The following is a 12,713-nucleotide window of genomic DNA, read 5'->3' as shown; positions in this document are numbered from 1 at the left end:
GGAGTTCCGACGTGACAAGCACCGCAACGACGACCGCTCTGTCCGGCCTGTCCGGCGACTACGTTCTCGATGTCGCTCACACTCGGATCGGGTTCGTCGCCCGGCACGCGCTGGTGACCAAGGTCCGCGGCCAGTTCAACGAGTTCGAGGGCAGCGTGCACATCGACGCGGAGGAGCACAGCAGAAGCACCGCGAACGTCACCATCAAGGTCGCGAGCATCGACACCCGCAACCGGCAGCGCGACGAGCACCTGCGCAGCGGCGACTTTCTGGCGATGGACCAGTTCCCGGAGATCACCTTCTCCTCCACCGGGGTTCGGGTGACGAGCGAGCAGACAGTGGAACTGACCGGCGACCTCACCATCAGGGGCGCCACCAACTCCATCACCGTGCCGTTCGAATTCCAGGGTGGGGTCGTCGACCCGTTCGGCAACCACCGCATCGGCTTCGAAGGCTCCGCGGTCATCAACCGCAAGGACTTCGGCATCACTTGGAATGCCGCTCTGGAGACCGGGGGCGCGCTGATCAGCGACAAGATCACGTTGGAGTTCGAGCTGGCCGCCATCAAGCCGGCCTGATCTGTCGATGGCCGAAATTCCAGCGAAGGACGAAAATGACCAATCCCTTCGAAGTGGGGATCATCACCTTCGGTGGCATCAGCCCGATCTCACGACCGCCGGCTGAAAACACTGGCGGCCGTAAAGAAATCGCCGCACTGTAATTTCCCCCCGCGGTGGCCCGATCCGGCCGCTCCTGCGACCGGTAAGGCCCATCGGCGACCATGCCGTCACTACATATCGTTATTCCGCGCCCAAACTAATTGTTTTCAAAGTTAAGCGCCTTAAGGTTCAACTATAGAGTCCGCCGAAATCCGCGGCCTCATTCTCGCCTCATTCCTGAAGGAAGCATTCATGACTACTGTGTTCGTGGCCGGTGCCACCGGCCGCCTGGGCCGCCTGGTCGTCGCCAGTCTGCGCCGACGGGACGTGCAGGTCCGGGCCATGGTCAGGCCCGGCAACACCGAGGGCCGCCGGGCATTCGCCCACGACCCGGCCATCGAGATCGTGGAAGGCGACATCCGCGACTCCGGCGACCGCCTCACCCGCGCGCTGGAGGGCGTGGACGTGGTCGTCTCCACCGTCTTCGGGGACGCGGAGGTCATCATCGACGGCCAGGTCGACCTGCTGCGTGCCGCAGAGAAGGCCGGAGTCCCGCGCTGGATCCCCTCGGACTTCTCCCTCGCCATGGACCGGCTCGACTACGGCGACAACGACCTCGTCGACCTGCGCAAGAAGGCCGGCGACCTCACCCGCGGCAGCACCGTGGCATCCACGCCGATCCTGATCGGCGCGTTCCTCGAGGTGCTGAACGAGCCCTGGTACAACTGGATCGACTGGGAAACGGGCACCTTCAGCTACTGGGGTGACGGCGATCAGCCTGTCGATTTCTCCACCTACGCCGATACCGCCGAGTGGACCGCCGAAGCAGCCCTCGACCCCTCGGCCGCCGGACGCACAGTGCGGGTCGTCGGCGATGTGCTGACGTTGAAGGAGTTGCACCAGGCGATGGAACGCGGCTCGGGACGGCGGCTGGAGGTTCGGCGGCTCGGCAGCACCGACGAGCTCAGCGCCGAGATCGAACGCCTCAAGAAGGTGGCCACCGACCCGTTCGAGTACCTCCTTCTGCAGTACACCTGGGCCATGGTCACCGGGAAGGGCAAGCTCGACCCGCTCGACAACCACCGCTACCCCGGCGTCAAGCCGACCAGCGCCGAAGAATTCTTCCGGCAGGCCACGAGCTGACACCCGTCAACGACTGGCAGGCGTACGACGGGATGGCGCAGGCGCTTGCTGCCGAACGTGCGCTGGTAGACGCCGTGCTCGTCCCACCATCCTCGGCGGCCTCATCAACGAGCACCCGAGCGCTAGCTGATCAAATGGCCGGCTGACACCACCCGAGACCGGCAGGTCAGACACCGCATCCTATTTTTGAGCCCCACATGGTCGCTGCACGATCGGCCCTTCGCCGCTCAGCCGACACGCCCGCGCTCCCGCACCGTGCCCCGCGTCAGCCTCAGTTCCTCCGCGAGCCTGCGGGCGTATTTGTGCCGAAGGGTGAATAGGCGAGGACGTAGGCGTTTTTCACCGAGGCGAACGTTCTGCCATCGATGCGAGCGTGATGGCATGCCGACGGCAAGCCAAATCGAGCACATCGATTATGGGTCGGCAACCGACAGGGGTGGGCAGACCCGCCCTCGCCTGCACTTCGACATTAGAAGAGGAAGACATGGCACGCACACCGCTTTCCCCCGACAACGCGGCGATCGTCTTGATTGACCATGCGGTCGGCTTCTCCAACTTGATCGGATCCCACACGCTCGAGGAGAACCTGAACGGCACCCTTGCCCTGGCCAAGACTGCAAAGATCTTCGACATGCCGCTGGTTGTCACGACCACGGACGACGACGCACCTGCCGGTCCGCTGTACCCGGAGCTCCTCGACGTCCTCGGCGACCACCCCGTCAACAGGCGCCCCCAGGTGTTCGACGCGTTCGAGGACGAGGGCTTCGCCGCAGCCATCGAGGGGACCGGCCGCCGGCGGCTGATCATGGCGGGTATCCAGACCGACGTCTGCGTGGCGCTGACCGCCCTGACCGCCATCGACCGCGGTTATGAAGTGTACGTGGTGGTGGACGCCTCGGCTGCCACCATCAAGGAGACGCACGACACCGCCGTCATGCGGCTGGTCCAGGCCGGGGCGATCCCGGTGAACTGGCTTGGCGTCGGATCCGAGCTGCTGGGCGGTTGGACCCGCGACCTGAAGACCGCGTCGGCCTTCGGTGAAGTGGTCTACCAGCACCTCCCCTCGTGGAAACACCAGAACGCGCTCACCACGAACGTCCGGAAGTACGCGGCCAAGTAGGTCCGCCTACCACGGCACGTAGCGGTTCGGCGACGATCAACTGTCGAGGTCCTCGCCATGAAGGCCTGCTAGGGGGTGGTAGTGCCAGGGCCGCCCCCCCTGCGCCACTGGGTACGAGGTAGCCCCCGAGACGGTCCGCAAAGTGGCCCAGACCAAGGACAACCCGGCCGATCTGATCAACGTGGCGTTGGGAGGCCCAGCAGTGCGGGCAAAGACAACAGACGCCGGGTGACGACGTACAGTGTGGAAATGATCACGAAAAGTGATCACGGGAGACCCGGGCTGGCCGCTCGGTGCCTTCACCCCTTCCGTCCAACCGGACGAAGGGCTCTGCGCTGGTAGTGATTCGAGTTCTTGAGCCCTACAGGCTCGCGGCCGGCAGGACCGCTGAGCCGTCGTTGAGGCAATGTTCTGCCTCCTCGCCCCACGACGGGGAATCGCCGGGCAAGCCGCTCCGCGTCAGCTGATGGTTAGGTGGATGACCAGTCAACGCAGCCTGCCTTCGCAGGCAACTATTTGACCCCTGGCGTTAACCCAACTCCGCATCTGAGCTCGTCCTTGAGGCCCCACGCTGCCGACCCGTCCTGCGCAAAGTTTGTGGCGCATCCGCGCGGAATAATTGCTTGCGCAGACAGATTGATAGAGGTGTGGATCAGCCGTCGGAGGCGCGCGGCGCCTCCGGTCGGAGAAAGGAAACGACATGCCATTCGAGATCGGCATCATGACGTTCGGGGAGCTCACGCAGGACCCGTCCACCGGAGCCATTCCATCCCCCCGGCAGCGCGTCCGCGAAACGATCGAGCAGGCACAGGTCGCCGACCAGGCAGGCCTGGACGTCTTCGGCGTCGGCGAACACCACCGCACCGACTTCGTCGGCTCAGCGCCGGCCATCCTGCTGGCCGCCGCCGCGGAGAAGACCGAGCACATCAAGCTCACGAGCTCGGTCACCGTGCTCAGTTCGGAGGACCCCGTACGCGTCTGGGAACAGTTCGCCACGATCGACCTGCTGTCCGCCGGCCGCGCCGAGATCATCGCCGGCCGCGGCTCCTACACCGAGTCCTTCCCCCTGTTCGGCTACGACCTGAAAGACTACGCCGACCTGTTCCGCGAGAAGCTCGACCTGCTGCTCAAGATCCGCGACCACAACCCGCTCACCTGGTCCGGGCACTTCCGCGCGCCCCTGGTCGACGCCGACATCGCACCCCGCGCCGACGGCGGCACCATCCCGATCTGGGTCGGGGTCGGCGGATCGCCCGCGTCGGCCATCAGCACCGGCCACCTCGGCCTGCCCATGGCCCTGGCCCTGCTACTCGGACCGATGACCTTCCACGAGGAGACAGTCCAGCTCTACCGAGCGGCCGCGACCAAGGCCGGGCACGACGCGCACGCACTGCCGATCAGCATCAACTCGCACGGGTTCGTCGGACGCACCAGCCAGGGCGCACGCGACACCATGTACCCCTACTTCGCCAGGGGCATGATGGACAACAACCACCAGCGCGGCGTCGGCCTGCGACTTCCCCGGGCCGCGTTCGACGCGCAGTCCTCGCCCGCGGCCGGCCTGCTGGTCGGCAGCCCGCAGGAGCTCATCGACAAGCTGCTCACCTACCACGAGCTGTACGGCCTCAACCGCGCCATCATCCAGATGGGCTTCGGCGGCATGCCGCAAAAGGAGCACCTCCAGGCGATCGAACTGCTCGGCACACAGGTGGCACCCGTCGTGCGCCGCGAGGTCGCACTGCGCGAGAAGAGCGCGGCATGACCGCCGTAGCGGACCCCGGCCCGGCCCTGCGCGTCGTCGTCGTCAACGGCAGCCCCAGCCAGCCGTCCAAGACCATGGGACTCGTCGACGTCGTCCTCGACACCCTGAAGGACAAGCTCCCCATCGAGGTGTCCCGGGTTGACGTGTACCGCTTGGGCGCGGGGTTCACCGGAGCGATTGAGCGCGATGACGTCACACCCGAGGTCGAAGACTCACTCCGGCTCGCCGAGGATGCCGATCTCCTCATCGCCGCCGCACCCGTCTTCCGCGGCACGTACCCGGGCATGTTCAAGCACTTCTTCGACCTCGTCGACCAATACGCGCTCGCGAACAAGCCCGTCCTCCTCGCCGCGACAGGCGGAGGCGACCACCACGCGCTCGTCCTGGAACACGCCATGCGGCCACTGTTCGCCTTCTTCCAGGCGTTGACGATCCCGGTCGCGGTCTTCGCCTCCGCCGGAGACTTCGACGGTACGACACTGCTCAACCCCCGCATCTACGGACGCATCGAGATCGGACTCACCGACGTCGCAGACCTTCTCAGAGCTCGCGCGACGGGCCCTGAAGCAACACAGGACCGCGAACCAGCGAATGGCCGGCCCCGGGCAAAGCCGCTTGGCCTCTCTTCGAGCGCATCCAGCAGCCAGAGACTCGTCCAACCAGTCCTGCGGGCCAGTTCTCCTAGCCGCACATGAATCGCTGCCTTCCTGGAGGTGCTGAACATGCCCTTCTACCAGTGGGTCGGCTGGGAGGTCGGCACCTTCAGTTACTGGGGTGACGGGGATCAGCCCGTCGACTTCTCCACTTACGCCGATACTGCCGAGTGGACCGTCGAAGGCGCGTTCGACTCGACGACCTCCGCCGCGGCTGACCAGCAAGTTCGTTTGACAACCCAGATAACGATGGGCCCGGGTCTCCTCGCGACTCGACGTCGGGGCGAGCAGGTCACGCACCGGCTTGCCAACGCCATGTCGCCGCCGCGAACAAGGTTTGCTGCGCAGGCAGGCACATCAGTTGGTTCTCGAGATGACCTGTCGATACCGTGCTGCTCATGGCGGCCGACAAGCTGCGAGAGCTTGAAGACCAGGCATGGCGGGGGTTCCTGCTCACCCATGATCGGATCTGGCGTGAGATCGAGGCCGGCCTTGCTCCGCTGAACGTGAGCATGGCCGAGTACAGCGTGCTGGCACTGCTGGGCGAGGCCGGCCGGAACGGCATGCGGAGGTCAGAGCTCGCCCAGCAGCGCCTGATGTCCACCGGCGGGTTCACCCGGCTCTGCGCCTGCTGGAAATCCATCCATGCAGGTTGAGCGGCATGTGAGTACTCGTGGAGAATTCCGACGAGCCGACCTCGTCGGCGCACATTCAGATCGATGATTCGCGTCGGATCCTGGCCAGGCCGGCGAGGCGATCACAGGACGAGCACGAGCTTGCCGCCGGGGCGGCGGGACTGGCTGAGCTTGGCCGCCTCCTGGATCTGGTCGAGTGTGTAGGTGCGGGCGACCGATACGACCAGGACGCCATCGCCGGCCAGCCGGGCGAACTCGTCCATCAGGTCGTAGCGCAGGTCGATCTGGGTGGTCCGGGTGCCCAGCTCGGCCGCGGCGGCGAAGTCCGAGACGGTGAGGACGCGGTCGGGGTCTCCGGTCAGCTCGATCAGGGTCGGCAGCGAGCCGCCGGCCGGGCTGGGCTGGTCGGCGCGGTCGACCCGGCCGCCGGTCGGGGCCGTGTCCAGGGCGCGGTCGACGCGGTCTGCGGCCAGTGCGGCGACGCGTTGGGCCATGCCATCGCCGTAGCCGGTCACCTGGGCGCCGATCTCTTCCAGGGCGGCGGCCCGCGTCGTCCCGGCGGTGGCGATCACCCGGACACCGCGGTGCAGCGCGAGGCGTACCGCCGTCTCTCCCACGGTGGTGCCGGCGCCGTGGACGAGCAGCAGCTCACCCGGCTGGACGCCGAGGTTGTCGAGCGCGCGCCACGCCGTCTCGGTCGCCATGGGCAGCGCGGCGGCCTGCTCGGCGGTGACGCCCTCGGGAATGCGTGCCCAGGCGGCCATGAGGGCATATTCGGCGGCTCCGGCCGTCGGGCCGTCGAAGGTCGCCGGGCCGAACACGCGGTCGCCGATCTCGACGCCGGTGACGCCCTCGCCGAGGGCGTCGACGGTGCCCGCGACCTCGAGGCCGAGCCCGCGTGGCAGCGGTGGCAGCTGGTCGGCGAAGAGGCCGTCGACCAGCGCCCAGTCGGCCGGGTTCAGGCCGCATGCCCGTACGGCGATCCGGATCTGGCCGGGTCCCGGCTGCGGCTGTGGGACGTCGCGGAGCACGATCACGTCCGGGGATCCGAACCGGTCGAACTGAAGAGCCTTCATGACAATCTCCCAAGTGATGACAGCATCTGTTGTCATTGACCATAGCACTGCGACGACAGCTTCTGCTGTCATATCCTGGTCGGTATGCCGAGATGGGAGTCTGACGCACAGGGCCGGCTCGAGCGCGCGGCGCTCGAGCTGTTCGAGACGCAGGGGTTCGAGGGCACCTCGGTTGCGCAGATCGCGCGCACCGCCGGTCTGACCGAGCGCTCCTTCTACCGCTACTTCCCCGACAAGCGGGAAGTCCTCTTCGCCGGCAAGGAGCTCGAGGCCCACCTCGTCGCCCAGGTCGAGGCGGCCGACCCGGGCCTCACGCCGATCGAGGCGCTGCTGACCGCGTTGGGGACCGCCGATGAGGTCTTTCGCCCGCGCGAGTTCCTGCTGCGCCGCGTCAGGGTGATCGCCGCCAGCCCGGCACTGGCCGAGCGCGATCTGATCAAGCTCGCAGACATCGCCGACGCGCTGGCGCGGGCGCTCGAGCGCCGCGGCGTCGAGCCCGGCGAGGCACGCTTCATCATCGACGTGGCGATAGCGATCTCCCGGCGCGCCACGTCCCGCTGGCTGGCAGACCCGGACGCGACCCTCTCCGAGCTCGTCGCCCAGGCCGCCGCCGAGCTGTGCGAGGCGGTCGCGCCGCTGGCCTCGACGGCCTGCTGAGCCCGCCACAAAGAGGAGCAGCGCCCACCTGGCGGACCGCGATTGACCCACCAGCTCAGGCGAGGCGGCTACCTGCTGGAGTGGATCGCCCCGCTGGAGCCGACCCTGCGTGACTGGCAAGCCCGCCTGTCCACCCGGGGCCACGGCATGCTCACGGACGCCGCCGAACTGGACGCGTACCTCCGCACTTGCGCCTGATCAACGGCCGGTAATGTCTCACGCCGGTTCGCCGAGGTCGCGGGCGATCCAGCCGGGGGTGTCGAAGCGCACGGGCTGGGTGCCCACCAGCGCTGACAGGTGGGCTTCCAGGGTTTCGAGCTCGGCGGCGCCCATCTGGTACCTCCGCCTGCTACGCGCCTGCGACGTCGGTGTGTTCGTTCCCGAAATAGCCGAAGGCTGGAGCCGCTGCGCTGCCGAGGCCATCCTGGTCGGCCTGCCATGCCTCCTCCAGCCGATCGCCTGTCTGGGCGACCTCGCCGAGCTGACAGGCCAGCCTGCTCCCGATCTTCACCGCCTCGCGCAGCAACTGCACGAGCGCGCCACCGTACCACCGGAGGACATGAAACTCGCCTACGACGCCCTCGCGCGCTACGACCTCAACTACTTCCAACGGGAGTGGAGCACCCTGCTGGCGACGGTCAGCTAGTACCCGTCGGTGTCCCAGGGAGTGGTACGCAGCAGCCGTTGCATGGCCTGCCCAGCCACGGACCCCGTGCCGGACGACAAGGTGGGCACCATGTGGACCGAGAACGGCGTGACGGTCGAGCAGGTCCACGCCGCCGACTGACCCGGGTGATCTTGCTCCGCATGCACGGGCCCATGAAAGGCACCGCCTCACTTGCCGGGCTCGGTGGGTGGTTGCCTTACCTCAAGGATCCGCTTGTAGAGCTGGCGGGCTCGATCAAGGTTTCCGGCGCTGCGTTCCAGGCCGGCCCAGCCTTGGAGCGCCTGGGCCGCCACGTCGGGGTCGCCGGTCTCGGTGGCCTGCTGGTATCGGCTGCGGGCCTTGTCCAGATTCCCGGCCGTCTTCTCCAGCCAGCCCAGGCTGATGAACGCCGTGGCAAGCTGCTCGGGGTTACCACCGATCTCGATGGCCTGCCGGTACAGCTTGCGGGCCTCCTCCAGGTTCCCGGCCTCCACCCCCATCTCGCTCATGGCCGACTCTGGCTCATCGCCACCAATCTCAAGGGTCCGTTCTTCCTGATCAAGGCGTTGCTGCCGCTCCTGTCACGGCAAGCCTCGGTCATTCTCGTCGGCTCCGTCTCCGCCTTCATCGGGCACGAGAACGCGGCGGTCTACGGTGCCGCGAAGGCTGGCCTGCTGTCCTTCTCCCGCGGGCTGACCTACGAGCTGAAGGACCGGGGCATCCGGGTCAACGGGCTGAGCCCGGGGCCGACCCTTACGGACACGTTCAAGTCCCTCGGCCCCGAGCGACAGGCCGCCATCTACGACGAACTCCGGCAGACCGTGCCCCTGCATCGCATCGGCACCGCCACCGAGCTGGCGAAGGCGGCCGTCTACCTGGCCTCCGACGAGTCCGCCTACACCGCCGGCACCGTCCTGCGCGTCGACGGCGGCATCGGCGAACTCGCCTACTGACCTCGATTCGTCAGGTCCTGCCCACGGTCTCGGTTGTGCGGACGCAGAGGCCCACTACTGCCCACTGACCTCCGTGGGCCGACCGGAAGGGGCTGTCAGCGGCGGCCCACTGACTGCTTGGCCTCCTGACTGTTCCGCCCGGACGTCCCTCGGCGTCCGGGCCGCGGTCAGCCACAGGCCGGTGAGTACGGCGCAGGCCGGCGTCACGGCACCCGCCGTGAGGAAGGCGCTGTTGAGGCCGGATTCGAAGGAGGCGCCGCCGGACTCCCGCGTGTGGACGATCGCCCCGAGCACCGCCACGCCGAGCACCGCGCCGATCTGCCGGGTGGTGCTGCTGACGCCCGAGGCGAGGCCGCCCTCCTGCGGGCTGACCGCCTGGATGGCGGCCCCGGTCAGCGGCGACATGGCGAGAGCGAACCCGATGCCGACGACCGCCATCCGCCACCACACGTTCCCGTAGCCGGTATTGCGTACCCGGGTGAGTATGGCTTCGCCGAACTGCGGCGTGCCGCGCCCGGGATCTCGCACAAGATGCTTTCTCAGACCTTGCGGAGCCTGACGGCCGATGGCCTGGTTTCCCGCCGCGTCGAGCCGACGGTTCCGCCGCGTACGTGGTACTCGCTCACTGTGCTCGGGCGGACGCTGGACGATCCGCTCGCGGCGGTACGCGCCTGGGCTGAGGGGTTGGGCGGGGACGCCCAGGGTGATCTGGGTGTCCCCGGCGCCGGGTTCGGCGGGCCTTACGGGGCCCGCCGGGTCGAGCCTGATGGTCAGCGGTCACCGTGCGGGCCGGGGGCGGCGCTGCCCTCGTAACTGGCAAGGTTGGCCACCAGCTGGGTGAGCTCGGGGTCGTTGTCGTAGCGGCGCTGGTGCAGTGCGGCGATCTTCGCGGCCATCTCCGGGTCGTCGTCGTCGACCACGTCGTAGGACACGAACTTGTCGACCAGCGGCAACCCGATCATGTCGGTGTGGTGGTGGGCCGGGTGAATCAGGTACTCCCAGTACCCGTCGAGATCTTCGATCACGTAGGTCGCGGCGAACTCGTACTCACCGCCGATGTCACGGCCGACGATGAACGACTTCACTGACGGGATCACCCGCCCCTGGTTACGCAGGCTCTCCACCGCCTCTTCCCGCTTCTCCGCCGCCACACCCGGCCTGATGCTCATCCGTGTGCTGTGGTAGATCATTGCTTTTCTCCTGTTCTCTCGTCCGGTACGGCAGTCACCGCACCGAAAAACTTTCCGCGGGGCCGACGGGGACGCCGATGTCGAAGGCGTTGATGATGGCGCAGACGCTGAGGTACAAGCCGATGAGCAGAACCATGTCCACCAGGCCTTCGTCGCCGAACTCGACCGCCGCTCGTGCGTAGGTGACGTCATCCACCTGCTGTCTGGTGACCAGCTGCAGGGTGAAGTCGTAGGCGCCGGCCTCTTCGGCGGACTCGAAGTCCGGGCGCCCGCCGGAGACGATCGCCTCGATCACGGTGTCCGAGAGTCCCGCGGCCTCGGCGATCGGTGTATGCGCGTAGATCTCGTAGCCGGCGCGCCAGGCGGCACCGACGGTGAGGACGACGATCTCGTGGACGCGCGGGGGCAGTGAGGTGGCACGGCCGTCGGCGCGGAACACCTCGACCAGCGCCGCGCCGATGACGGGGCTGAACAGCAGCGGGTTGAACGGGCCCAGCAGACTGCCGTCCCGATCGATGGCCCGTGCGCCGGCGCGCTCGGCCCAGGGAACCTCGCGGGCCGCCAGGCTTTCGTAGAGGGCGCGCTGGACCGGGGCGAGCCCGACGGGTGGCAGCGGCCGCAGCCGAGCGGTCCCCGCGGCCGGGTCCTGGCCGTTCACCGCGCCCTACCAGAAGCGACGGCCGCGGGGGTCATGGTTGCGGTGAGCCAGTCGAGGACGACGCCGTTCATGAGGACCGAGGCGCCGGGGTGGGAGTGGGACGCGGCCGACTCCTCGGGGGTGAACGGCCGCAGGGTGGCCCGGTCGCCCAGCGCCTCGGCGAGCTTCTCTGCCTGGCCGGGGTTGAAGTGGTCGGTGGTGGCCGAGCACACCAGCACCGGGCAGGTGATCTTGTCTGTGACACCGTCGAGCGTGTAAGGGCGCGCGCGCTCGAAGAACTCGTACGGGCTGGCGACCCGGAAGCTCCACAGGGCCTGCTCGATGTACCAGCGCAGGGCGTTGTTGTGTGCCATGGCGTGCCGGATCGCGGTGTTGAAGTCGTCGGCGTTTCCGGCATACAGGAGGTTCCGCAGCTCGGGTGTCAGCAGGCCCAGCACCGACTGATAGCCGTCGTACAGGCCGTCGATGGTGACCACGGCCCGGACGCGCGGCTCGAACGCGGCGGCGCGGGGAGCCAGGTACCCGCCGAAGGACAGGCCCAGCAGGCCGAGCGCCGACGCGTCGATCTCCGGCACCTTCTCGCAGTAATCGACGACGGGGGTGACCACGGCCTCCCAGTCGTGGCGGAACCTGAGCCCCTGCCCGCGGACCACGCTCGGCTGCCCGGGCCCCTCGAAGGTCAGGACGTTGAAGCCGCGCTCCAGTGCGGCGAACCCGCACACATGCAGCATCTCCTCCTGGCTGCCGTCGAACCCGTTGAACATCAGGATGGTCGGGTGGGGCGTGCCGTCGGGGCCGGCCCGGTAGAAGATCGCCGGGACGGTGAACCCGTCGGCCGGGATGGTGACGCGCTCGCCCGGCGGGTCGAGTTCGGCGATCGCGCGATCGAACTGTTCGGTAGCGGCCGCCCACGTCTGCCCGATGCGTGGATCGGCGGGATCGCCGTGCAAGAAGAAGTCGGCCGCGCGGTAGTACGAGGCGGCGCGGAAAGCCCGGTCCCGCCGGGTCGCCGACGACGTGGACTCGTCGGCCCATCCCTCGGTCGCGACACGATCGGCGAGAGCGCGGAACTGCGAGTGCCAGCTCTCGAAGTCGCCGGGGGTGAGCCGACCGGCCAGATCCAGCACTTCAGCGATGTCGGCGCCACGATACGGGGCGGTACCGATCCAGCGCAGCAGATTGAAGTTGAACGACGGGTCTGGGCTGAGGTTCATCACGCCACCTCGTCCCGTGGGGCGAGCGCCCGCAGCGCGTTCGCCAGGAAGACCGCGGGTTGGCCGTACCGGGTGTCGGTCAGCTGTGCAACGTCGCCCCGCTCGAAAAGCTCGGGCGGCGACCAGCCCAGGACATCCTCGGCGGCAGCGACAATCTCGGGATAGCGCCGAAACAGGTCGGCGCCCATTCGCGGGCGCTGGGCGCCCTGTCCGGGGAGTACCAGTCCGTACATGCGTGAGCCCCTCCTCGATGATCTCTTCCAGGTCTCTCAGCGTGGTGAGCTGACGATGACGTTGCCGAACATCTCGGCCGCTTCCGCCATCCGGTCGGGGCGGATCTCGAAGCC

The 12,713-nt window shown here is 67.9% G+C and carries 18 protein-coding genes; 11 read left to right on the top strand and 7 right to left on the bottom strand.

The genetic code is table 11. From position 1 onward, the window contains the following. Positions 1-11 precede the first annotated feature (11 nt). From ACQPWU_RS59105 to ACQPWU_RS59080, 6 genes are all read left to right on the top strand, one after another. Positions 12-578, top strand: coding sequence for a YceI family protein (locus ACQPWU_RS59105; protein ID WP_433435810.1), 567 nt, complete (start codon positions 12-14; stop codon positions 576-578). Positions 579-911: 333 nt separating this feature from the next. Then, a complete protein-coding gene (locus ACQPWU_RS59100; protein WP_433435809.1) occupies positions 912-1,802 on the top strand; it encodes an NmrA family NAD(P)-binding protein in 891 nt (296 codons plus the stop codon). Positions 1,803-2,286: 484 nt separating this feature from the next. Further along, entirely contained in the window at positions 2,287-2,922 is a 636-nt protein-coding gene (locus tag ACQPWU_RS59095) for an isochorismatase family protein (RefSeq protein ID WP_433435808.1), read from the top strand. A 700-nt stretch (positions 2,923-3,622) separates the two neighbouring features. Further along, positions 3,623-4,684, top strand: a complete 1,062-nt coding sequence (locus ACQPWU_RS59090; protein WP_433432632.1) for an LLM class flavin-dependent oxidoreductase — start codon at positions 3,623-3,625, stop codon at positions 4,682-4,684. Then, complete coding sequence (locus tag ACQPWU_RS59085) at positions 4,681-5,379, top strand: NAD(P)H-dependent oxidoreductase (RefSeq protein WP_433435807.1); 699 nt, start codon at positions 4,681-4,683, stop codon at positions 5,377-5,379. The genes ACQPWU_RS59090 and ACQPWU_RS59085 overlap by 4 nt, the downstream gene beginning before the upstream one ends. A 356-nt stretch (positions 5,380-5,735) precedes the next feature. Continuing rightward, complete coding sequence (locus ACQPWU_RS59080) at positions 5,736-5,993, top strand: hypothetical protein (protein ID WP_433435806.1); 258 nt, start codon at positions 5,736-5,738, stop codon at positions 5,991-5,993. Positions 5,994-6,094: 101 nt separating this feature from the next. Here the strand turns inward: ACQPWU_RS59080 and ACQPWU_RS59075 are convergent, their stop codons facing one another. After that, entirely contained in the window at positions 6,095-7,048 is a 954-nt protein-coding gene (locus ACQPWU_RS59075) for an NADP-dependent oxidoreductase (protein WP_433435805.1), read from the bottom strand. Between the two features lie 84 nt (positions 7,049-7,132). Between ACQPWU_RS59075 and ACQPWU_RS59070 the strand changes: the two genes are divergently transcribed. The 3 genes from ACQPWU_RS59070 to ACQPWU_RS59060 all read left to right on the top strand — a co-directional run bounded on the left by ACQPWU_RS59070 (position 7,133) and on the right by ACQPWU_RS59060 (position 8,351). Continuing rightward, positions 7,133-7,705, top strand: coding sequence for a TetR/AcrR family transcriptional regulator (locus ACQPWU_RS59070; protein WP_433435804.1), 573 nt, complete (start codon positions 7,133-7,135; stop codon positions 7,703-7,705). A 42-nt stretch (positions 7,706-7,747) separates the two neighbouring features. Continuing rightward, on the top strand, positions 7,748-7,903 hold the full coding sequence (locus tag ACQPWU_RS59065) for a hypothetical protein (RefSeq protein WP_433435803.1): 156 nt from the start codon (positions 7,748-7,750) through the stop codon (positions 7,901-7,903). A 172-nt stretch (positions 7,904-8,075) separates the two neighbouring features. After that, positions 8,076-8,351: a hypothetical protein gene (locus tag ACQPWU_RS59060; RefSeq protein ID WP_433435802.1), complete on the top strand. Its 276-nt coding sequence runs from the start codon at positions 8,076-8,078 to the stop codon at positions 8,349-8,351. 188 nt (positions 8,352-8,539) lie between these two features. Here ACQPWU_RS59060 and ACQPWU_RS59055 read toward each other — a convergent pair whose 3' ends face one another. After that, positions 8,540-8,860 carry a tetratricopeptide repeat protein gene (locus ACQPWU_RS59055; protein WP_433445570.1) on the bottom strand — a complete coding sequence of 107 codons (321 nt, stop codon included), beginning with the start codon at positions 8,858-8,860 and terminating at the stop codon, positions 8,540-8,542. Between ACQPWU_RS59055 and ACQPWU_RS59050 the strand changes: the two genes are divergently transcribed. After that, positions 8,771-9,304: an SDR family oxidoreductase gene (locus tag ACQPWU_RS59050; protein ID WP_433445568.1), complete on the top strand. Its 534-nt coding sequence runs from the start codon at positions 8,771-8,773 to the stop codon at positions 9,302-9,304. The two genes, ACQPWU_RS59055 and ACQPWU_RS59050, sit on opposite strands and share 90 nt — an antisense overlap. A gap of 54 nt (positions 9,305-9,358) precedes the next feature. On the opposite strand, the gene ACQPWU_RS59045 is transcribed toward ACQPWU_RS59050, so the two are convergent. Beyond that, entirely contained in the window at positions 9,359-9,832 is a 474-nt protein-coding gene (locus tag ACQPWU_RS59045) for a hypothetical protein (protein ID WP_433435801.1), read from the bottom strand. Between the two features lie 3 nt (positions 9,833-9,835). On the opposite strand from ACQPWU_RS59045, the gene ACQPWU_RS59040 reads away from it, so the two are divergent. Further along, entirely contained in the window at positions 9,836-10,117 is a 282-nt protein-coding gene (locus tag ACQPWU_RS59040) for a winged helix-turn-helix transcriptional regulator (RefSeq protein WP_433435800.1), read from the top strand. On the opposite strand, the gene ACQPWU_RS59035 is transcribed toward ACQPWU_RS59040, so the two are convergent. From ACQPWU_RS59035 to ACQPWU_RS59020, 4 genes are read right to left on the bottom strand one after another with little or no spacing between them, the layout of a single operon-like run. Then, positions 10,075-10,494: a Dabb family protein gene (locus tag ACQPWU_RS59035; RefSeq protein WP_433435799.1), complete on the bottom strand. Its 420-nt coding sequence runs from the start codon at positions 10,492-10,494 to the stop codon at positions 10,075-10,077. The two genes, ACQPWU_RS59040 and ACQPWU_RS59035, sit on opposite strands and share 43 nt — an antisense overlap. Positions 10,495-10,528: 34 nt before the next feature. Next, entirely contained in the window at positions 10,529-11,152 is a 624-nt protein-coding gene (locus ACQPWU_RS59030) for a carboxymuconolactone decarboxylase family protein (RefSeq protein ID WP_433435798.1), read from the bottom strand. After that, entirely contained in the window at positions 11,149-12,366 is a 1,218-nt protein-coding gene (locus ACQPWU_RS59025) for an alpha/beta hydrolase (protein ID WP_433435797.1), read from the bottom strand. Before ACQPWU_RS59025 ends, ACQPWU_RS59030 begins: the two co-directional genes overlap by 4 nt. After that, the gene (locus ACQPWU_RS59020) at positions 12,366-12,599 is read right to left on the bottom strand and encodes a hypothetical protein (RefSeq protein WP_433435796.1); all 234 of its coding nucleotides are present in this window, start codon (positions 12,597-12,599) and stop codon (positions 12,366-12,368) included. The genes ACQPWU_RS59025 and ACQPWU_RS59020 overlap by 1 nt, the downstream gene beginning before the upstream one ends. Positions 12,600-12,713 lie beyond the last annotated feature (114 nt).

The sequence above is a fragment of the Nonomuraea sp. CA-141351 genome (assembly GCF_050944675.1).
Classification (GTDB): domain Bacteria; phylum Actinomycetota; class Actinomycetes; order Streptosporangiales; family Streptosporangiaceae; genus Nonomuraea.
Note: the sequence above shows the minus strand (reverse complement) of the source record. Positions and strands in the feature narration are given on the sequence as shown.

What these genes read in the sequence shown, in the direction of transcription:
- ACQPWU_RS59100 (WP_433435809.1), top strand. Translation starts at nt 912, where the DNA reads ATGACTACTGTGTTCGTGGCCGGTGCCACCGGCCGCCTGGGCCGCCTG.
- ACQPWU_RS59095 (WP_433435808.1), top strand. Translation starts at nt 2,287, where the DNA reads ATGGCACGCACACCGCTTTCCCCCGACAACGCGGCGATCGTCTTGATT.
- ACQPWU_RS59090 (WP_433432632.1), top strand. Translation starts at nt 3,623, where the DNA reads ATGCCATTCGAGATCGGCATCATGACGTTCGGGGAGCTCACGCAGGAC.
- ACQPWU_RS59085 (WP_433435807.1), top strand. Translation starts at nt 4,681, where the DNA reads ATGACCGCCGTAGCGGACCCCGGCCCGGCCCTGCGCGTCGTCGTCGTC.
- ACQPWU_RS59080 (WP_433435806.1), top strand. Translation starts at nt 5,736, where the DNA reads ATGGCGGCCGACAAGCTGCGAGAGCTTGAAGACCAGGCATGGCGGGGG.
- ACQPWU_RS59075 (WP_433435805.1), bottom strand. Translation starts at nt 7,048, where the DNA reads ATGAAGGCTCTTCAGTTCGACCGGTTCGGATCCCCGGACGTGATCGTG.
- ACQPWU_RS59070 (WP_433435804.1), top strand. Translation starts at nt 7,133, where the DNA reads ATGCCGAGATGGGAGTCTGACGCACAGGGCCGGCTCGAGCGCGCGGCG.
- ACQPWU_RS59055 (WP_433445570.1), bottom strand. Translation starts at nt 8,860, where the DNA reads ATGAGCGAGATGGGGGTGGAGGCCGGGAACCTGGAGGAGGCCCGCAAG.
- ACQPWU_RS59040 (WP_433435800.1), top strand. Translation starts at nt 9,836, where the DNA reads ATGCTTTCTCAGACCTTGCGGAGCCTGACGGCCGATGGCCTGGTTTCC.
- ACQPWU_RS59035 (WP_433435799.1), bottom strand. Translation starts at nt 10,494, where the DNA reads ATGATCTACCACAGCACACGGATGAGCATCAGGCCGGGTGTGGCGGCG.
- ACQPWU_RS59025 (WP_433435797.1), bottom strand. Translation starts at nt 12,366, where the DNA reads ATGAACCTCAGCCCAGACCCGTCGTTCAACTTCAATCTGCTGCGCTGG.
- ACQPWU_RS59020 (WP_433435796.1), bottom strand. Translation starts at nt 12,599, where the DNA reads ATGTACGGACTGGTACTCCCCGGACAGGGCGCCCAGCGCCCGCGAATG.